The 18820-nt window shown below is 55.8% G+C and carries 17 protein-coding genes; 2 read left to right on the forward strand and 15 right to left on the reverse strand.

All coding sequences use genetic code 11. The annotated features are described in order from the left end of the window. Nucleotides 1-6: 6 nt before the first annotated feature. The 15 genes from HF675_RS09480 to ydgT form a co-directional block, all read right to left on the reverse strand. Nucleotides 7-489 carry a type VI secretion system tube protein Hcp gene (locus tag HF675_RS09480; protein WP_015672867.1) on the reverse strand — a complete coding sequence of 161 codons (483 nt, stop codon included), beginning with the start codon at nucleotides 487-489 and terminating at the stop codon, nucleotides 7-9. A 189-nt stretch (nucleotides 490-678) separates the two neighbouring features. After that, a complete protein-coding gene (locus tag HF675_RS09485) occupies nucleotides 679-1122 on the reverse strand; it encodes a T6SS amidase immunity protein Tai4 family protein (RefSeq protein WP_105231620.1) in 444 nt (147 codons plus the stop codon). Then, nucleotides 1119-1658, reverse strand: a complete 540-nt coding sequence (locus tag HF675_RS09490; protein ID WP_105231619.1) for a type VI secretion system amidase effector protein Tae4 — start codon at nucleotides 1656-1658, stop codon at nucleotides 1119-1121. Before HF675_RS09490 ends, HF675_RS09485 begins: the two co-directional genes overlap by 4 nt. 23 nt (nucleotides 1659-1681) lie before the next feature. Beyond that, a complete protein-coding gene (gene tssC / locus HF675_RS09495; protein WP_105231618.1) occupies nucleotides 1682-3187 on the reverse strand; it encodes a type VI secretion system contractile sheath large subunit in 1506 nt (501 codons plus the stop codon). 3 nt (nucleotides 3188-3190) lie between these two features. Further along, the gene (gene tssB / locus HF675_RS09500) at nucleotides 3191-3730 is read right to left on the reverse strand and encodes a type VI secretion system contractile sheath small subunit (protein ID WP_105231617.1); all 540 of its coding nucleotides are present in this window, start codon (nucleotides 3728-3730) and stop codon (nucleotides 3191-3193) included. Between the two features lie 130 nt (nucleotides 3731-3860). Continuing rightward, nucleotides 3861-4886, reverse strand: coding sequence for a type VI secretion system protein TssA (gene tssA, locus HF675_RS09505; protein WP_187044488.1), 1026 nt, complete (start codon nucleotides 4884-4886; stop codon nucleotides 3861-3863). Between the two features lie 29 nt (nucleotides 4887-4915). Then, complete coding sequence (gene tagF, locus HF675_RS09510) at nucleotides 4916-5635, reverse strand: type VI secretion system-associated protein TagF (protein ID WP_187044489.1); 720 nt, start codon at nucleotides 5633-5635, stop codon at nucleotides 4916-4918. Nucleotides 5636-5657: 22 nt separating this feature from the next. Next, entirely contained in the window at nucleotides 5658-9305 is a 3648-nt protein-coding gene (tssM, locus tag HF675_RS09515; protein ID WP_187044490.1) for a type VI secretion system membrane subunit TssM, read from the reverse strand. Then, nucleotides 9305-10528 (reverse strand): DotU family type VI secretion system protein, encoded by a 1224-nt coding sequence (locus tag HF675_RS09520; RefSeq protein WP_187044491.1) that lies wholly within the window; start codon nucleotides 10526-10528, stop codon nucleotides 9305-9307. The genes tssM and HF675_RS09520 overlap by 1 nt, the downstream gene beginning before the upstream one ends. Before the next feature lie 3 nt (nucleotides 10529-10531). After that, a complete protein-coding gene (gene tssK, locus HF675_RS09525; protein WP_111736869.1) occupies nucleotides 10532-11878 on the reverse strand; it encodes a type VI secretion system baseplate subunit TssK in 1347 nt (448 codons plus the stop codon). 42 nt (nucleotides 11879-11920) lie between these two features. Next, complete coding sequence (gene tssJ, locus HF675_RS09530; RefSeq protein WP_187044492.1) at nucleotides 11921-12448, reverse strand: type VI secretion system lipoprotein TssJ; 528 nt, start codon at nucleotides 12446-12448, stop codon at nucleotides 11921-11923. A gap of 26 nt (nucleotides 12449-12474) precedes the next feature. Continuing rightward, nucleotides 12475-12978 (reverse strand): type VI secretion system accessory protein TagV, encoded by a 504-nt coding sequence (gene tagV / locus HF675_RS09535; protein WP_105231610.1) that lies wholly within the window; start codon nucleotides 12976-12978, stop codon nucleotides 12475-12477. 1439 nt (nucleotides 12979-14417) lie between these two features. Further along, entirely contained in the window at nucleotides 14418-15452 is a 1035-nt protein-coding gene (locus HF675_RS09540; protein WP_187044493.1) for an NADP-dependent oxidoreductase, read from the reverse strand. Between the two features lie 89 nt (nucleotides 15453-15541). Continuing rightward, nucleotides 15542-15961, reverse strand: a complete 420-nt coding sequence (gene uspC, locus HF675_RS09545; protein WP_105231608.1) for a universal stress protein UspC — start codon at nucleotides 15959-15961, stop codon at nucleotides 15542-15544. Between the two features lie 157 nt (nucleotides 15962-16118). Beyond that, nucleotides 16119-16334, reverse strand: coding sequence for a transcription modulator YdgT (ydgT, locus tag HF675_RS09550; protein ID WP_105231607.1), 216 nt, complete (start codon nucleotides 16332-16334; stop codon nucleotides 16119-16121). A 1438-nt stretch (nucleotides 16335-17772) separates the two neighbouring features. Between ydgT and flhD the strand changes: the two genes are divergently transcribed. Beyond that, nucleotides 17773-18123 (forward strand): flagellar transcriptional regulator FlhD, encoded by a 351-nt coding sequence (flhD, locus tag HF675_RS09555; RefSeq protein WP_172606272.1) that lies wholly within the window; start codon nucleotides 17773-17775, stop codon nucleotides 18121-18123. A gap of 2 nt (nucleotides 18124-18125) precedes the next feature. Further along, nucleotides 18126-18707, forward strand: a complete 582-nt coding sequence (gene flhC / locus HF675_RS09560; RefSeq protein ID WP_187044494.1) for a flagellar transcriptional regulator FlhC — start codon at nucleotides 18126-18128, stop codon at nucleotides 18705-18707. Nucleotides 18708-18820 lie beyond the last annotated feature (113 nt).

An 18820-nucleotide genomic window follows, 5' to 3' on the forward strand; every position in this document is an offset into this window, starting at 1 on the left:
TTGAGATTAAGCTTCGCGGTTTTCTTTGATGTTCCAACCTGCGCTGCTTTCTGCGCCTTTACCACCTTTATCGCTCTGCTCCCAGTACTGCTGTTTAACTTTAGCCGCCTGGAAGGAGTAGGTTACGCCGACGGTGTCTTCACCGCCTGAACCGGTGTACTGCACAGCGGTAACCAGTACGTCGTCCAGGGTGATTTTTACATACTCAACCTGAGTACCGCCGGCTTTACAGACGGACAGTTCGATTTTGGTCAGGTGCTTACCGCTGGAGCAGTGCTTCAGCAGAGCCGGGGTGGATTTATCAACCAGCGCGTTAACGTGCAGGTCGTTAAAGCACACTTTACCGGCACCGCCGCCGCCGCCCACGCTCATGTTGCCCGGTTGGGACGCGCCCCAGGAGAAAGAAGTAATGTCGGTCCAGCCTTTGTGGTTGGAATCTTTAGATTCACCGCTGGCGCCTTCAACTTTCAGGAACATATCAATAGCCATAGTTTATTCACTCTTTTTAAGGGTTAATAATATTAACGTTGCGTTGAAAAATCAGGTAATAGCAGCAGGAATTGGAAAGTTGGCAATGCACTACCATTTAACGCTCCTTGTGCCATGCACCTTATGAAATACCGAAAACTATCGGTATTGTTTATCGAGATACTATTCTAAATAGTAATAACTCAATAATTATTTATGCGGGTTATCTGTTTCCCATGAGTGAGTTGGATTGCCGACGATTAACGTGCGGGACAAACCATCTAATTCATGGCTGTGATATAACCGCAGGCAGTTCAGGGTAACACCCTGACTGTTAGTTTCAGACTCGCTATGAAATTCATTGGTTCTTGACTTGAATTTATCAATAAGCGCGTTGATTCTATCATCTCCAGACTCTATATCAAACGGTATCCAGTCTCTTATTGCATTAGCCGTTCTAGCAGCGTCAATAGAAAAAGTTTTGTCTGAATCAGAAACCTGAGATAAGCAACGGGATAATGCCAGTTCTTTGACCGCCTGCTGATAAGGCATTTGCTTGATAAATGCTACCGGGTCCTGGGCATCTTTAGCAAATGATTGCAGGGAAAGACTTACTAAGACCGTAGTGAGACTGGTTATTATCAACTTACTCATGGTAATTCCCAGAAGTTAGCATGTGTGGTCGAGTACTGAGCACTAGCCTCATTAAAATAACAATGATCGGAACACTGAGAACCATTCCAAAAGGTTGCGTGTCCGCCGGCGTTACTCCAGCCCGTAATTTCGAATAGAATTAACCCTTTCCTATTAGCCAGTTGAGCTACAGGCAATTGCGGGTAACTCATTATTAAATCTGGCTTTCCCCATGTAGTGTTAAGGTAGGCAATCAAGTCCCTGACTCGAAAAAAATACCATTTCTTATCTGCGCCAGAGACGGTTAACTGACTTATCCTGGGGACGGGGTGGCCCGTGTAGTTAAGAACGTAACTCATTCTTACTGCACAACTATTTTCCCATCCGCCTTTATTTACAGGGATATCGAAATTGCGTTTTACAGCACCGCCGATAGTATTTTTTACTTTTCCCAACGGATCATTGGGATCATAAATATTTTTTGCAGCAGCCCATGCTGCAAGAAAACGTGGCCTCGTGCCCATAGACAATATCCTTATTTTAATCAGGCTGCGCATTACCGCAGCCTGTCATCGGCGCATCAGGACGCGTCATTCTTCTTCAGCGAAGGCAGTTTCGACACCAGACGCAGGGAAACGGTCAGGCCTTCCAGCTGGTAATGCGGACGCAGGAAGAACTTGGCGCTGTAGTAGCCCGGGTTATCTTCGATCTCTTCCACCTGAACTTCCGCCGCAGCCAGCGGTTTGCGGGACTTGGTTTCCTGCGAGGAGTTGGCCGGATCGCCGTCCACGTAGTTCATGATCCAGTCGTTCAGCCAGCGTTCCATATCGTCGCGTTCGCGGAAGGAACCGATTTTGTCGCGCACGATGCACTTCAGGTAGTGCGCGAAACGGCAGCAGGCGAACAGGTACGGCAGGCGTGCAGACAGCTGGGCGTTGGCTGAGGCGTCGGCGTCGTAATATTCCGCCGGCTTCTGCAGTGACTGTGCGCCGATAAAGGCGGCAAAGTCGGAGTTTTTGCGGTGCACCAGCGGCATAAAGCCGTTTTTCGCCAGTTCCGCCTCGCGACGGTCGCTGATGGCGATCTCGGTCGGGCACTTCATATCCACGCCGCCGTCGTCGCTCGGGAAGGTGTGGCACGGCAGGTTCTCTACGGCGCCGCCGGATTCCACCCCGCGGATCGCGGTGCACCAGCCGTACTCTTTAAAGGAGCGGTTGATGTTGGTCGCCATCGCGTAGGCGGCGTTGGTCCAGGTGTAGTTGCCGTGCGTTGCGCCGTCGGTATCTTCTTCGAAGTCGAACTCATCAACCGGATTGGTGCGGATGCCGTAAGGCAGGCGCGCCAGGAAGCGCGGCATCACCAGGCCCAGGTAGCGCGCGTCTTCCGACTCGCGCAGGCTGCGCCAGGCGGCATATTCGGTATTCTGGAAGATTTTGGTCAGGTCGCGCGGGTTGGACAGCTCCTGCCAGGATTCCATCTGCATCACGCTTGGCGCGGTGCCGGCGATGAACGGGCAGTGGGACGCGGCGCTGATCTTGGCCATTTCACCCAGCAGTTCAACGTCCTGCGGGCTATGGTCGAAGTAGTAGTCGCCCACCAGGCAGCCGAACGGTTCGCCGCCGAACTGGCCATACTCTTCTTCATAGATTTTCTTGAAGATAGGGCTTTGGTCCCAGCCCACGCCCTTGTGGCGCTTCAGCGTGCGGCCCAGCTCTTTCTTCGAGATGCTCATAAAGCGAATTTTCAGCAGCTCATCGGTTTCCGAGTTGTTAACCAGATAATGCAGGCCATGCCAGGCGCCTTCCAGCTTCTGGAAATCTTCATGGTGAATGATTTTGTTGATTTGCTGCGACAGCTTTTCATCAATCTCCGCGATCAACGCCTGAATGGTGCGATAGGCGTCAGAGGAAACGGTCACGGTGTTTTCCAGCGCCTGCTGCGCCAGCGTTTTCACCGCGTTGGCGACGGCTTCTTTCGCCTGATCGGTCTTCGGACGAAACTCTTTGTTCAACAGTGCGCTGAACTCGTCGTTGGATAAGGTTTCGTTAGTCTGTAACGCTTGTTGTTGCTGAGGCGAGTTGCTCATCAATTAATCCTCACGCTCGTTATTGTCGTCTTTTTTCTCTGCCGGTTTCGGCGCGTTAGTCAGAGATTTCAACAGCTCCGGGTTTTGCAGAATCTGGGAGATCAGCTCTTCGGCGCCGTTTTTACCGTCCATGTAGGAAAGCAGGTTGGAAAGTTGGGTGCGTGCTTCCAGCAGGCCGCCCAGCGAATCAACCTTGCGGGCGATGGCGGCAGGGGAGAAGTCGTCCATGCTTTCAAAGGACAGATCGATGTTCAGCTTCCCTTCACCGGTCAGGGTATTATCTACCTGATAGGCCACGCGCGGCTTCAACGACTTCATGCGTTCGTCGAAGTTGTCGATATCGATATCGAGGAACTTGCGTTCGTCGACGCTCGGCTGCGGGTCTACCGGTTTACCGACCAAATCCGCCATCACACCCATTACAAACGGCAGCTGAATTTTGCGTTCTGCGCCGTAGATTTCGACATCATATTCAATCTGGACGCGCGGCGCGCGGTTGCGGGCGATGAACTTCTGTCCGCTGCGGGATTTCGAGTTTGCCATGAGTTACTCCATCTAATGACGATTAGGAACGATTGCCATCGGTAACGGCGTCGTTCAAATTCTGGCCTGTTTCTGTTACTACAGGCAACGATAGTGGTCGAAACGAAAAACGACAAGCCGGGGTTCAGTTTCAGTGGTTGTCGTCGTTATCAGTGCGCCCAAGAATGGTTTCCAGTTGGGTAAGACCATCGGGCGCCAGGTCGCGGACGATTTGCATAAAGTCCAGAGCGATCAGGCGCTGCACGCGGTCAATCATCAGCGGCGCCGGATGGCTCGGTTCATTCAGCTGAAAATAGCTTTTTACTTTTTCCAGCATTAGTTGGGCATCGTCTCGCGACTGAATCTGCGCGCTGCGCCAGTTGAGCGCCGCCGCTGCGGCTGGTACAGCGCTGACGGCTTGCTCGGCGTGCTGCTCGTCGTGTGCTTCCGGCGTTGCGACGTCCGGCGCCGTGGTGCCGCCGGCCTGCGCAATCACGTTGAACATTTTCAGCAGGGTGTGCATTTCCGGCAGCGCGCTTTCGCCCAAGTGGCGCGTCACGATGTCGCGAATGGCGGCCAGTTGCAGAAGGATAGTGCGCACCAGTGCCACCGCCGGCTGTTCCGGCTGGCCCAGCTCATCCTGCAGGCGGGCGCGGCCGCCGGGGAAGGTAGGGCACTCCTGCTTGCTGCCGTCCAGCAGCGAGCAGGCATCGCGCAGCATAATCTCGCCGGCGGCGCTTTTCAGCAGCCAGGCGGATCGTACACAGCCGGCCAGGGCGGACTTGTCGCCGAGATCCGCCAGCACGTTAATGCGGAACAGCGGGTCGGCTTCGCCGTCAAATTCCAGCTGCGGCAGCAACGGTTCCCAGTAGCGATCCAGCGCCTGATGAATCAGCGTCAGGCCGTCGGCATAGCCTTGCAGGCCGCGCAGCTGTGTCCAGGCGCGCGTCAGCGGCAGCATTACCCGCAGATCCTTGGTGCGTTCCAGCAGTGCGGTCGCCAGGCGCTCCACCTGCACCCAATCTGGCGCTTCAGCCGGAATAATGGTGTCGCCGAACTGCTGCTCAGCCTTGCCGGCACAGGCCTGCTCCATCGCTAAAAAGTCAGCGTCATATTCCAGATTGTCGCCGCAGGGAGAATCCGCGTTAATCGGGGTCAGCAGGGTTTCGATAGCCATACACAGTCTCTAGATAAATGAAAACGCTGTTAATCAAACATTTGCGGATATTGCCCGCCGCGGCCGGGACGCGCCCAGCCGTTAGGCTCAAACAGCAGCGAGAACAGCTGCACCGTCAGGTTACCGCTGTGTACATGGGTATAAAGCGGATGACCATCGGCCTGATTGGTCCACCAAAAGCTGGTGTACTGCGCCGGGTCGAAACAGTCGGCGGCCTGTTGCCAGCCAAGCCCCGGCAGATCCGGATGGCGAAAGCCGATAATCGACAGGATTTCGGACTCGCTCTCTTCCGGCGGTGTCGGCAGCGCCGGTATGTTCAGCAGGCTCTGGTCGATCTGCTCGGCGGAAAAACTGTTGCGCACGCCGTTGAGCAGGGTGTGGCCCAGTTGCCGATACCATTCCGCCGCCATATTCAACTGCTGGATATGCCACTCTTCCGGCGTAAACAGACGGATGGCGCAGATCGGGTAGTGGCGCCCCACGCGGTCGCGCGCCGGCAGCAGGCAGCCCATCTGGATATATTGGCTGCCGAGCGTTGCGGGAATCACAAAATTCCACACCGGCGCATTGCTGAACGGGTTGCTGGCGTTATCGGGCAAGTTTTGTTTCTGGTTGACTAAACCGTTGTGAAACCACTGGGCCCAGTTGCTGACCACTAAGTCGGGCAGGCGGCGCTGTAAAAAATCACCGGCGGTGGGAATCTTTCCATACCAGCCGATGCTCGCTGTCGGGCTTTGGTCGTTGCTCATGGTGATGAATGTCCTTTCGGGGCTACGGGCAAGAGAATGCCGGCAGCTGGAACGGATTGCGGATACTGTTGGCGGTGAATTCCAGCGTGACGCGGTGGCCGTCGAGGTTAAACGTCGCCTGACGGCTCAGGCTGCTGCCGCCGGCCGACAGGCTCGCCATATCGACCATGCGATTCAGCGCCCAGGGGCCGCTGGTCAGCAGGCTGGCGGTGGTGCCGTTCGCCAGCGCCAGCTGCAGGTGCACCTGATTGGTATTACGGGTGCCCGGCCAACTGACCACCAGCGGCACCAGCGGACCATGGCTGTATTTGAACAGCTGCCCGTCAATATCCAGCGTCATATTGAGAATATCGTTATCCATCCGCACCGGACGCACCGTCACGCGGTACGACGGCGTAGCGGTGCCGTTGGCAAAGAAGGCGTCGCGAATACGCTGCGCCTGCTGGAACGAACGCAAGATACCTTCGCCGCCCGGCAGCGTTTTGCCATCGACGCCCGGGGTGAAACGCCAGTTGGCGCGGGTCGTGTCCACTTTGCCCTGCAGGTTTTCACGGAAGAAGCTGTCCATCAGCCCGCTGTTGGGCGCGAACATGCGCGCCAGGTCATCCGGCGTGACGTCACGTTTTGAACGCGAGGAGAGGGGATAGCGGCCAGCTATCGCCTGTCGGCAGAAGCTGCCGACCTCAAAGCTGATGCGCTTTTTTACGTTCTCCATCTCCTTGCGTTGGGTATCGCTGCTGGCGCCGATCGCCAGCGATAACAGCATCTGTTTAAACGGCGTCGGCAAACGGCCGGATTCCGCCTGCAGGCGTGGGATCACGTCGCTCGGCGGCGCCGACATGCCGCTGTTGGCTGCGCCCTGAACTGCCGTCAGATAGCTGTACAGCTCGTCGACCTGTTTCAGAACGCCGTCAAACACAATCGCTTTGCTGCCTTCGCCCTGGCCCTGGGCCAGTTCCAGCAGCGGTGCGAAGTGCGCCATCACCACCTGTTCCGGCTGGGCGGAGACGTCGCCGTCGGCGTTGCTCGGGCGGTTGGTGAACAGGGCTTCCAGCGTACGGTTGGCGCTCTGGTTGATGGATTCGCCGGCTTTATTCGCCAGCGAGCGTGCTTCCTTACCCTCTTTCTCTTCCCGCAGCGTGACGTTTTTACCGACGTTGACCAGCAGGTTGCGCATCGGCGACGGGTTGCCGGACAGCAGGCGTGCGCTGCTGATGCGTTGCGTCAGGTTGCCAATGTGGGCCAGCTGAATATCGCCCAGCAGTTCATCCCAGACGGCGATAAAATCCTGCATATAGAGCTGACGTACGGTTTTCGTCAGATCGGCGCTTTTCTGCTCCGGCGTCTGGGTGTTCAGCACCCAGACATCTTCTTGGCGCAGCGTATCGGTCACTTTGTCGATATTGCTGTCGAACGCTTTCCAATATCCCTGTGGCGTAAACAGGCCGGGGATGCCGTCGGTGATTGGCTTGCCGCTTTTGCGCGAGAACGCCAGCTCGGTTTGCGGGCCGGCGAGATCCACCAGACGAACCGGTTTAATCTCGGTCTGATTCAGCAACAGACGCTTCAGACGACCATACACGCGCTGCGACAGCGGAGCGCGGTTGATGGCGGCCTGCGCCTGACTAACCAGCGCCTCATCCTTGGCGTAAGGCGAAGCCTGAATCTGGCCGTCGAGCAGCTGGCTCAGGTGCCATTCCAACTGCTGCAGCTGTTTTTGGGTGCTGCCCTGCGGCAGATTGCGCTGCAGGTTGAGCATTACCCAGGCGCGCAGGAATTTGCCGTCGTACTGCTTCGGCAGATACAGCATCTGGTAAGCCTTCAGCGCTTCGTAGCTGAAATCGGCGTCGCTGTGGTTATCGTTGCGCAGGGTAGTGGCGATCTGTTGCGCCACCTGCGGCAGCAGCAGCTCTTGCAGCGTTTTCTGATACAGCGCGTTGCTGGCGTCGCTGACCTGATCGCCGCGATACAGCCCCATGCGGTAGGTGAACGGCGGATCGTCCAGCGAAAAGTTCTGGCTGTCCGGCAGATGCAGCACGCTGTTCAGGAACGGCAGCAGGGCGAACATATCGCCGGAGTTCAGCTGGGTCAGCCCCTGGCCCTGACGCTCCACCGACGGCGCCTTGGCGGAGACTTCGGCCAGATAGGCCTTGTTATTGCCGTAGCTGGTGAACCAGAAAATCCCCAGAATCGCCAGCACCACCGCCAGAGCGATGTAACCGGCCCAGTGCAGCGCACGGTTGCGGTACTCCCACCAGCGGTTGCTGCCGGCCAGCCCGGACTCCTGGAAGATCACCGTTTCCAGCGTCTCTTTCAGGAAGAAGCTTTGCCCTTTGGCCGCCGGGATTGGTGCATCGTCGTTGACGCTGTCCCAGGAGGTCTGCGCGCCGTTGCGCTGGCCGTTGCCGGCTGACGGCAGTTGCAGATAGCGGTTCAGTTCGCCCATCACCCGGTCGAACGGCAGGCCTTCCTGGGTGCCGCTGGTAAAGTAAATACCGCGCGGCGTGAAGCGCGTTTCAAAGCTGGAGGTGGCGAACACCACGTCCAGGTACTGCGCCAGCAACGGTCGCAGTGCGGCGAATTCCTGCGGGAACAGGTAACTTTCCGAGCGCTGGCGGGCATCGTGTTCCACCAGCAGCGTATCCGGCAGTGCCGCGTCGAGACGCTGTTGCAGCAGCGTATACTGCTGCTCAAATTCGCCGCTGAGGTTGAAGTCGGGCTGGCGCGAGCGCTCATACGGGAAGGTGAATCCCCAGATCTGGTCGCGCTGCGCTTTGTCAAAGCCGCTGAAGTAGGCCATAAAACCGTTGAGCAGGTCGGTTTTGGTCACCATCACATACACCGGGAAGTGGATGCCCAGCTGTTCGTGCAGTTCAATCAGCCGTTTGCGCAGGGCGCTGGCCTGCGCATTGCGTGCTTCGGCGCTTTCCGTCATCAGGTCGGCGACGCTGATGGTCACCATCACGCCGTTGATCGGCTGGCGGGTGCGGTATTTCTTCAGCAGGTTGACGAAGCTTTTCCATTCGCCGGCGTCTTCTTCCCGCTGGCTTTCCTGAGTGGTGTAACGGCCGGCGGTGTCCAGCAGCACGGCATCGTTGGTGAACCACCAGTCGCAGTTGCGGGTGCCGCCGACGCCGCGCAGCGCCGATTTGCCGAAGCGATCCGCCAGCGGGAAGTGCAGGCCGGAATTCACCAGCGCGGTGGTTTTCCCTGCGCCCGGCGCGCCGATAATCACATACCAGGGCAACTGATACAGATACTGGCGGCTGAAGCGGGTCATCCAGCGGTGTTTATCCCCCTGGCCGGGGGCAAAACGCGCTTTTTTCAGCAGTTGGGCGGCTTCGTCAAAGCGCTGCGCCAGCAGTTGATCCTGCTGCGGCTCCGCCTTGGCGTCGGCGTCGTCGGCCGGCGCCTGCTCACTGGCGCGCAGGTTGCTGAGCAGCTTACGGTTGAACCAGGCGCTGTAGATGCGCGGTACAATGCGGCACAGCACCCAAATCAGATAGATCACCGCGATAGTAATGATGCGGTTCAGTTCCGGCTCCAGCGGACGGTAATCGCCGATGGCCACCAGCGGGCCGATCATCCAGATGATGAACGCCATGGCGCTGATGCCGGCAAAACCCCATAACAGGCGGCTGGTGATGATGGAGAATAACGTACTAAGCATTACTTTCCGTTTCCTTGCTGCAGTCCGTTGATTTCCGCCTGAGTATTCTCTGGCGCAACCAACAGCGTAATTTCAACCCGGCGGTTCAATGCGCGGTTCTCTTTACTGTTGTTCGGCGCGACCGGGTTGCTTTCGCCGCGGCCTTCCGCTTTCACCCGCTGAGGGTTATCAAGATGTTTTTGCAGCCGTTCGCTGACGGCTTCTGCGCGCGCCAGCGAAAGTTCCCAGTTCGAGGCGAAACGGGCGCTGCGGATCGGCTGGCTGTCGCTATAGCCGGTCACCAGGATTTTGCCGCTGACGCCGTTCATCGCCTTGGCGATGCGGTCGATGACCGGGATATACGCCGGGCGTACGCTGGTGGCGGCAGAGTTGAACAGTCCATCGCCTTTGAGGATCACCACGCTTTGCTGCGCTTCATCACGCACTACGACCAGGCCTTCGGCGATCTCCTTACGCAGGAAGCTTTTCAGGCTCAGCACCGGCGGCGCGGCCGGCGCCGGGTTGCCGATCGTCACCTGCGGCAGGTTGGTCTGGTAGATGGAGGCCAGCACCGGGCTGGTGGCATCGCCCAGACGCCAGTTCAGTACGATAAACAGCAGCGAGGCGAGGAAACCGGTCAGCGCCGCGCAGGCCCACAGCGGCACCAGCGGTCGCCACAGTTTTTGCTGCACCGGCATATCGACCGCGTTCGGCGACAGCGGCGGAGCATAGCCACCGCGCACCGAGCGAATCAGCTGCAGCAGGCGCTGTTTCATGGTTTCCAGCTGCGAACGGCCGTTTTCCATCACCCGGTAGCGGCCTTCAAAGCCCAGCAGCAGGCAGTAGTTGACCAGCTCCAGCAGGTTAATGTGCTCGCGTGGGCTCTGCGACAGCTTGGCCAGCAGTTGGAAAAACTTTTCGCCGCCCCAGGTCTCGTTATGGAAGGTGACCAGCAGGCCGCTGCCCGACCAGACGCTGTTGCTGCCCCAAGGGGTGAGGGCGGCGGCTTCATCCAGCGCGGTGCACAGGCAGTAGCGCGCGCCGATAATCACTTCATACGGCAGATTTGCGCGTTGGCCGCGGACTTCAAAACGGCGAACTTCATCGATCAATTGCTGACGCAGCTGCGCCGGATTGGCGTGCGTCGCCGACTGCCGGATTTGCGAGATCGCATTCAGCAGCGGATTGGCGGCGGCCACCAACGGGTTATCCCACTGCGCGGCCTGGATGTTTTCCTGTGTCATAGCTTATCGGTCCGTATGGCTGCGAATAGCCCAGAATTCCATATCCAGACCCGGGAATTCCCCTGCCAGATGCAGGGCGAAGGCGCTGGACTTTTCCATCTGTTTCCACAGATCGCCGCCTTTCTCCAGCTCGAAGTAGGTATAGCCGGCGTGGTACGGAATCTGACGCGGCGCGGCTGGCATGGTGCGCAGGCCGATGCCCGGCAGCTGTAGCTGCACCAGATCGCGGATGCGCGTCACCGGGGCAATTTTCATCTGCGCCGGGAAGTGGGTCAGCAGCACGTCGGCGGCGACGTCGGCGCGTACCGCCAGTACAAAGCCGAAGTCGCGCATCATTTTGGTGTCCTGCACCGTCGCCACGTTCAGCCCGTGCGAGCGTTCGACCAGCGTCAGCTGAATAGCATTGTCTTCCAGCACCACCGACAGCCCCTGGCGCAACAGCAGCATCAGTTTACCGAAGCACAGCGCCGGGTTGTCGTGATCGTACACCGGCAGGCGGCCTTCCGGCGTGCGCTGCGGTGAAAAGCTGGACAGCTCGGTGGCGAACTGCAGCCATTCGGCAAACAGGCGTTCCGGGTGCAGATGTTCCAGGTGCCAGGCATGGCTGACCTGGCCGAGATAGCGGTTCACCAGCTGCAGCAGCATAAAATCGACCATTTCGGAGCTGCCGCCGCGGCCCGGCTGCAGCAGACGCTGGCTCATCTGCTGGCTGCGTTGCTGCAGCAGGCCCTGCAGATCGTTGATAAAAGTTTTCAGTGCCGGGCTGCTCTGGCAGTTGAGCGTCGGCGGAATCAGGTCTGGCTCCAGGCGCAGGCTGTTGTCGCCGCGTTTTTCCAGCACGCGGGTGACGGTCATGGCGGTCCATTCGGCGTTCAGATCGCTTTCCAGCATCAGGCGCAGGCGCAGGTTGCCGAACTGCAGCGCTGCGCTGCCGACGGAGACCGCATTGAGATCGTCCACCTCATTTTCGTAAGCCAGATAGCGCGCCAGCGCGTCCGGCGACTCCTGGAAGATAACGTCTTCACGGCCGGCGCGGTACGTCGGCAATGCCAGTACAACATTTTCGCCGGTTTTGTTCTCGGCAATGGCCAACGGGGCCGGTGCCTGCTGTGCGCCGTTGAAACGGAATGGCGTGCCGTCCGGCATAATGCCGCTGGCGGCGGTCAGGGCAATTTTCCCCTGACGCAGCAGGGTCTGATCCAGCTCAAGGGTCAAAAAGCCCCAGAAACACCCGTTATGCGCCTGTCCCCAGTTACGCACGTAACTTTCGAGGTAGTTTTCCGCCTGCTGGAAATGGTGGGGACGCAGAAACATCCCTTCACTCCAGACCACTTTATGAGCATCTTTCATCATCACACCTATGTAGAGGGCGGGCGCGCCCGCCCCAAATAATCAGTCTTCGTCTTTGACGATGCGCAGACCGTTAACATCGGCCACAACGTGCGCTTGCAGCTCATCCGGCGAGAATTGCCAGACCTTATAGAAATTGGTTTCGGTCGGGGCGGGCAGCGGCAGTGAAATGCGCCAGGCTTTGCCGTCCAGATTCTGGTATTCGGCGATTACGCCGATATAGCGCGTTTCCAGAGTGCTTTGGCCGTTCAGTTTTTTACCATTTTGGCCAGGCGTCAGGAAAAACTGGTCGCTGTCCAGCAGGCTGTTGCCCAGTACGCTTTTGGCGTCGTTTTGCAGGCTGAAGAAGTCGGCATCCATAAATTCCGCGTCTGAACGCAGCAGCAGCACGCGCACCTTGATCGGCGCGGGGCGCTGGCCGGCGGTGGCATTGACCTGCGGGACTGCGTCAAACGTCAGGCTGTAGCGCGACGGCACGCTTTTTGCCGAAGACATACAGCCGCTGAGCAGCAGCGCGCCCAGCATCAGCAGGCTAAAACCCCACGCACGCGGGGCGAATGATGATTTCATTATCAATGACTCCCAGCGAAAGGGGACTACTCAAGGATCCAGGTGGCCGATTTGGCGTCTTTACAGGCTTTGCCGTCGCTGCCGACCTGAACGCAGTTTTGCGGTTTGGCGGCGGCACGTGCACGGCGCGGTCGGTCTTTTCGCAAGGTTGATTTGTATTTGTTTTCGGGCACGCCGGCGTTGTTCTGGATATAACCCATCAGGTCGCCGCCGCGTACGGCGGAGATGGCCAGCCAGTCGTTTTCCACTTCGCCGAGCGCGTAGAAGGAAGCGGCGTTGTCGAGGCGCGTAACGGTGGCGCCACCGTAACCCGGCTGGGTCATGACGCTGGCGGCGTACAGGCTGCGGTACTCTTCATTAATCGGTTTGAACTGTTTCGGTGCGGCGATCGCCATACGGTGCTGCAGCTTCACGCCGTTGATTTCGCTGGTGACCAGGGTATCTGAACTGATGACCGGCGGCGGCGGCGGCGTCGAACAACCGGCAAGGATCAGGGCGGAAAGCAGTGTCATCGTAATCCGTATTTTCACAATATCCTCTTTATATCTTTTGTTGTCTGTCGGCTAGAAGCGCGGTGATTAATCAACGTTCATCGTCACTGCGGCTGCGCATTGGCGATGTGGATGACGGGGTACGACGCGCGTTGCCATAGGGAAATGGTTCTGGACTGGCGCCGCCGAGTGCCGGTGCGGCAAAGGGCTTAGGCCTGCGCGATGGCGCCAGTGCGGATGCATTTCTGTCAGGGGTGGGGAGTAACGCGGCAGGGCAGGACGAGGCCGGCGGGAAAAACGGCTGCCGGCATCCCGCCGTGAAACGGCAGCGCCTGGTCGTCGCGTTTTCCCTGCGGTGGTGTGGGCAGCAGGCACGGAGAAGCCGCCGTTTTTACCCAGGTAAAAACGGCGGCTTCCCAGAAGATAATGTTCCTGCTGGTGGCCCAGACAAGGAGAGACGCCGTAGCGTAACAACATGGTAGTGGTAGCTTTCATTGTGTGTGTAAGGCTTCCTGTGGATATCAGCGCGCTGCCACGCAGCACCGCTCAAAACAGTCCCGTTTTAGGTTTTATAGATATCAGGCTACGTCACAAGAAATTATGTAAACGACAGGGAAATAAAAGGTAACGTTCCCTAAAACAAATGATTATGCGTATGCATGGCATCAGGCGCACATCCGTTCGGGCGCAGGGACCGGGGAATAGCGAGCCTTGTTGCATGCGACGGTTACGCGTTATTAAGCTGGAAAACAGCGGATAATGTGATGATTTTTGCTTAATGATTAGCGAGCGATTGAACGTTGCAGGTGCCGCTCAGACTGGCGTCTGGCAGCGCCGTGTGCCTCAATTCGCGCCATGTTTAATGATAAGCAGACACATACTATTTTTGCCGTTCAGGCATGGCTACCGCACGGGATTAACGCGCGATCCCGAGGGCGTATCTGTCACAAATAGAGCGTTTTATTATCCGAATATTTAACAATCTTTACACATCCACGGGTCTGGCTGCAGTTTACAATAGCCACAGGCATTTGCAAAATGACCGCGAGTAACCCATTTTGGTGAAGCTAACTTACGCAATTTTTTATTTTTATGCAATATAAACAGCGAGTTAAAATGCATCCCATTTTCCATGTGTATGGTTTGGTGAATTGGTAATACCAAAAGCTTATGAGTCAGGTGTCTCTTAACCCTCTTAATTAAAACTATTTTTTAACGAAAATTAACTTTTCGCTGATTTTCTATCCTTACCATTCACATGATAAATATAGAGAAATACATAAATTAATCGAATATTATTTCAGATAAATCTCATTGGTGGCGGGGGGGGGGATGGCGATTTTTGATTGTAAAGCACTCATGCCATGGTGGGCTGAACGCATGATTCTAGGTTTTTTCTGGTAAAAAAGTTAATGGGTTGAGCTAAATCTTAGGTTTACCCATGCTGGGGGCGAGCGCCCCCAGCGGCATGATATTGATTACTCTTCTGCGACGCGAATAACCAGTTTGCCGAAGTTTTTCCCTCTGAGCAGGCCGATAAAGGCCTGCGGGGCGTTCTCCAGGCCGTCGATGATATCTTCGCGGAATTTTATGTGGCCCTGATTGACCCAGGTTTCCATTTGCTGCAGGAACTCAGTGAAGCGCGGCGCATAGTCGTCAAAAATGATAAAACCTTGCATGCGAATGCGTTTACGCAGGATCAGCGCCTGCAGCATTGGCAGGCGATCCGGTCCGTTGGGCAGGTCAGTGGCATTATATTGGGCGATAATGCCGCAGACGGGAATGCGCGCCCTGGCGTTCAGTAAAGGCATTACCGCGTCGAACACCGCGCCGCCGACATTTTCAAAATAAACGTCAATGCCATTTGGGCAAGCCTGGGCGAGCCGTTCGGCAAAATCGTCGGCGCGATGATCGATGCAATCATCGAACTGCAGCTCATCCTTCACATAGCGGCATTTTTCTGCGCCGCCGGCGATGCCGACCACGCGGCAGCCTTTCAGTTTCGCCACTTGGCCGACCACCGAACCGACCGCCCCACTGGCGGCGGCAACCACCACGGTTTCGCCGGGCTGCGGCTGGCCGATGTCCAGTAATCCCATATAGGCGGTAAAACCGGGCATGCCTAATACCCCGAGCAGGCGTGAGGGGTGTTCCAGGTGTGCGCCAAGATTGCGCACGTTGCTGCCGTCGGTAAGTGAGTAGTCCTGCCAACCCGTGGCGCCCAGCACCCAGTCGCCGGGTTTAAAATCCGGATGTTGTGAGGTGACGACGCGCGACACGGCGCCGGCGACCATGACGTCGTCAACTTCTACCGGGGGAGCATAAGAAGGGGCATCGCTCATCCGGCCGCGCATATAAGGGTCGAGCGACAGATAAACAGTGCGCAGTAACGCCTGGCCTGCGGCGGGCTGCGGTACGTCGGTCGTTTCCAGACGTAAATTTTCCGGGGTGGGTTCGCCGTGCGGCCGTGAAGCAAGCACGATCCGGCGATTGTTTTGTGGTTGTTGAGACATAAAACGCTCCTGAGCTGCGGGTACCAGCCCCTAGTCTAGTCAGAAGCGATGGGGAACAACCAACGGAAAGTGCTCCGCGCCGCGCCGGGTCAGAGCGGGACGATCAGCACATCTGTCCGGCTGGTATCGATAAACCGCGCGGCTGAACAGCTCAGCTTGTTCATCAGATGGCCGCTGTGATTGCCGCAGATAACCAGATCAAAACTGCGCTGCTGGCAGGCGTAGCTGAGGCCGTCCCCCAGTTCTCCCTGCACCACCAGTAAGTCGGCGATCGGATAGCCGGCCTGCTGGCGGAGTTGTTCCAGGAACAATCGGGTCTCTTCTTCCATCAGGTTGCGCAGATCGCCGAGCATCGGGCCGGCGAAGCTATTATAAAGCTCAGGGTTCGCCACCATGCTTAACAACGTGAGCTGTCCGCTGTAGGGACGGACGATGGAGACCGCTTTTTGCACTAATAATTGACTGTCGGCGGCCACGGCGACGGCAACCAGCACCTTTTGATATCCCATATTTCCTCTCCATCTATTGTCCCGATAAATAATCGTAGAAGCTGATGAGGGAAATAACCGTGTTTTGCATCACGCGCGACAATAAATTTTCCAAAAAGCCTTTATTGAGCAATTAAAGATAACGGTGGTTGCGCACGTTATGATTCGCAGGAAAAAATTAAAGCACGCGGGCCCATAATGTTTTAGGAATTTTTCCCAGGTCAAACAGTTTACCTGAAACCAACTCGGCGCGCCGGTGGTCTGCCGCACGGTACATGTTGCTCATTTCTGTATCATTATCAATCGAGTAGTGTAGCTTGTCGTAAACCTTTTCCAGGCTGTCCAGGCTGGAGCATTTACGAAATGTCATCAGGTATTCTAGGGTAGTTGTCATGATTTAAATATAGCCTGTTAATAGTTGTGATTAGGAAAAATCACATATGTAGAGTGATTGCACCGTTGCCGTGTATGGACGACAGACTAAAAAGTAGAAACTATGGTGAAAAACGAGCACCGGTGAAAAATAACGCGCCAAGTGCGCATAAGCGCCAGAATAGTAATATGCCCGTGCGTTGTCAGCAATGCGGCAACGCCCGATTTTTTATGAATTCAGCCTAGTCTTAAGCTGGCCGGCAGCGTTCAGGCTGCATTTTCAGATTTATGTCAGTCATGGCGTGTTGAATATTTCCGGAAGGCGGCGGGGAAGTGTGGCGTATCTGTGCCGATGGGCGGGATGCGCCGGCAACCTGTTTTGCGTTGCTTGGGGGCCGCGATAACCCCGAGTGAGAAAACGTCCGGCTATTCGGGGGACATTTGGTGTCGAACACTGGCCTGGCACATCGGCGGGAAAACGATAAACAGGCGAGTGTCTGAGCCGTTGGTTTTGAGCGATGAATGGCAGGGATAAAGGAAATATACACCTGGCATAAAAGACGGGAAAATACAAAACTCCGCGAACGTATTAATCTGGCGCAGTTTTTCAGATTGTTTTTTTGCGGAAATATAAAAAAACAATTAAAGGATTAAACCATCCTGCCGATGGTTAGATTAACGCGCTCTATACATTTATTTTATGCAGATGGCCCGCGTCGGTGGATATGCTTTGTTACATCTCTTGGCTTTTGTCCCGCACTAGCCCGGCGCTTTGCCAAGACTATTCGCTATTGTCGAATAGTGATTCACTGAAATCTGCACTTTTTGCGATATCTTACCTACAAACAACCTTATAGTTGATGCGGCTAATTGTTAGCGTGCTGATGGTTAGATTGCTGTTAACTAGCTATTTACTCTGTATTTATCCGAGATGTGCAGATTTTTGTTCTGTGATTTTGGTTTGGTGACGCTTTTGTTCGAATTGATCTAAAAAAGCTATTTTTTTGGCTGATAAATATCTCTTTTCAGACGTTTTTTTACTTGTGGCGCTTTTTTGCGCGTTGATATGTGCAAAAAAAATGCTGCCAACCTGATATTTGAGTTAAAAAGGCTGCATTTTTGTGATCTACGTCACATTGTATTTAAAATTGCCGTATGCTTGCGTTGTGTGTGCTAACGGATCGGGGGTAGAGTTGCTGTTGTTTAGGAATAATCTTATTAACTTGTAAAAAAGCTTCACCGTGATTTCGCAACCAGCGGAGCAGGGTGTTGCATACCTATTCACATGGATTTGAGAGCGAATTATTTACTGAATGACGTTCCGGGAGCGTGAAATCGGCACTCTCTTTTCACGGATGATAATCAGGATTCATTTGCCAACTTCGAGAAAACCCAAGTCACGGGCGATAAAATTATCACCCAGCGTATGTTTTTAAACATAGTCTGTCGGGATGGGAAATATGGGTACGTCTGAATTACTTAAGCATATATACGACATCAATTTGTCGTACTTACTTTTAGCACAGCGTTTGATTAATGATGAAAAAGCATCGGCAATGTTCCGTCTGGGGATTGATGAGGATATGGCCGACGCCCTGTCGCAATTAACGTTACCGCAAATGGTCAAGCTGGCGGAGACCAACCAGCTGGTGTGCCATTTCCGTTTTAACGATCATCAAACCATCACACAGCTGACAAAAGAGTCGCGTGTTGATGACCTGCAGCAGATCCACACCGGGATTTTGCTCTCAAGCCATTTATTGCAAGAGCTCTCCGGTAAGCAGGACGGCGCGATGAAGAAAAGGGCTTGAAGATGGCGGATAAGAGTATTGTCAAGGAAGCCAAGGATATCCAGCTTGCCATGGAGTTGATCGCTCTGGGAGCACGGCTGCAGATGCTGGAAAGCGAGACGCAGCTCAGCCGCGGCAGATTAATCAAGCTGTACAAGGAACTGCGCGGCAGTCCGCCGCCGAAAGGCATGCTGCCGTTCTCTACCGACTGGTTTATGACCTGGGAACATAACATTCACTCGTCGATGTTCTATAACGCCTATTGTTTCTTGCTCAAAAGCGGGCAATGCACGGGCGTTGAGGCGGTGATCAAAGCCTACCGTTTATATCTGGAACAGTGTCCCCAGCAGCCGGGCGAGCCGCCGTTGCTGGCGCTGACCCGCGCCTGGACGCTGGTGCGCTTTGTCGACAGCGATATGCTGCAGCTTTCCGCCTGCAGCTGCTGCGGCGGTACGTTTATCACTCATGCGCATCAGCCGCTGAGCAATTTCGTCTGCAGTTTATGCCAACCCCCATCCCGCGCCGTAAAAAGACGTAAACTTTCGCCGCAACTGGCCGATATTATTCCACAACTGTTGGACGAGCCGGTTAAACGCGCAATGTAAGCCGGGGTTCCTCCGGCTTACGGCATCAATTTATCACCCATACGTAGGGGAGCCGGCGGCTCCCGTCGGCGCAGGCTGTTGCGCCGCTACGATGGCGTTTGGCATTGCTCCCG

Origin of the sequence: Serratia sp. JUb9 (assembly GCF_014298095.1) — a bacterium.
Classification (GTDB): Bacteria; Pseudomonadota; Gammaproteobacteria; order Enterobacterales; family Enterobacteriaceae; genus Serratia_B; species Serratia_B rhizosphaerae.

Coding starts and splice junctions, on each gene's coding strand:
- HF675_RS09480 (WP_015672867.1), bottom strand. CDS start 489: ATGGCTATTGATATGTTCCTGAAAGTTGAAGGCGCCAGCGGTGAATCT.
- HF675_RS09485 (WP_105231620.1), bottom strand. CDS start 1,122: ATGAGTAAGTTGATAATAACCAGTCTCACTACGGTCTTAGTAAGTCTT.
- HF675_RS09490 (WP_105231619.1), bottom strand. CDS start 1,658: ATGCGCAGCCTGATTAAAATAAGGATATTGTCTATGGGCACGAGGCCA.
- tssC (WP_105231618.1), bottom strand. CDS start 3,187: ATGAGCAACTCGCCTCAGCAACAACAAGCGTTACAGACTAACGAAACC.
- tssB (WP_105231617.1), bottom strand. CDS start 3,730: ATGGCAAACTCGAAATCCCGCAGCGGACAGAAGTTCATCGCCCGCAAC.
- tssA (WP_187044488.1), bottom strand. CDS start 4,886: ATGGCTATCGAAACCCTGCTGACCCCGATTAACGCGGATTCTCCCTGC.
- tagF (WP_187044489.1), bottom strand. CDS start 5,635: ATGAGCAACGACCAAAGCCCGACAGCGAGCATCGGCTGGTATGGAAAG.
- tssM (WP_187044490.1), bottom strand. CDS start 9,305: ATGCTTAGTACGTTATTCTCCATCATCACCAGCCGCCTGTTATGGGGT.
- HF675_RS09520 (WP_187044491.1), bottom strand. CDS start 10,528: ATGACACAGGAAAACATCCAGGCCGCGCAGTGGGATAACCCGTTGGTG.
- tssK (WP_111736869.1), bottom strand. CDS start 11,878: ATGAAAGATGCTCATAAAGTGGTCTGGAGTGAAGGGATGTTTCTGCGT.
- tssJ (WP_187044492.1), bottom strand. CDS start 12,448: ATGAAATCATCATTCGCCCCGCGTGCGTGGGGTTTTAGCCTGCTGATG.
- HF675_RS09540 (WP_187044493.1), bottom strand. CDS start 15,452: ATGTCTCAACAACCACAAAACAATCGCCGGATCGTGCTTGCTTCACGG.
- uspC (WP_105231608.1), bottom strand. CDS start 15,961: ATGGGATATCAAAAGGTGCTGGTTGCCGTCGCCGTGGCCGCCGACAGT.
- ydgT (WP_105231607.1), bottom strand. CDS start 16,334: ATGACAACTACCCTAGAATACCTGATGACATTTCGTAAATGCTCCAGC.
- flhD (WP_172606272.1), top strand. CDS start 17,773: ATGGGTACGTCTGAATTACTTAAGCATATATACGACATCAATTTGTCG.
- flhC (WP_187044494.1), top strand. CDS start 18,126: ATGGCGGATAAGAGTATTGTCAAGGAAGCCAAGGATATCCAGCTTGCC.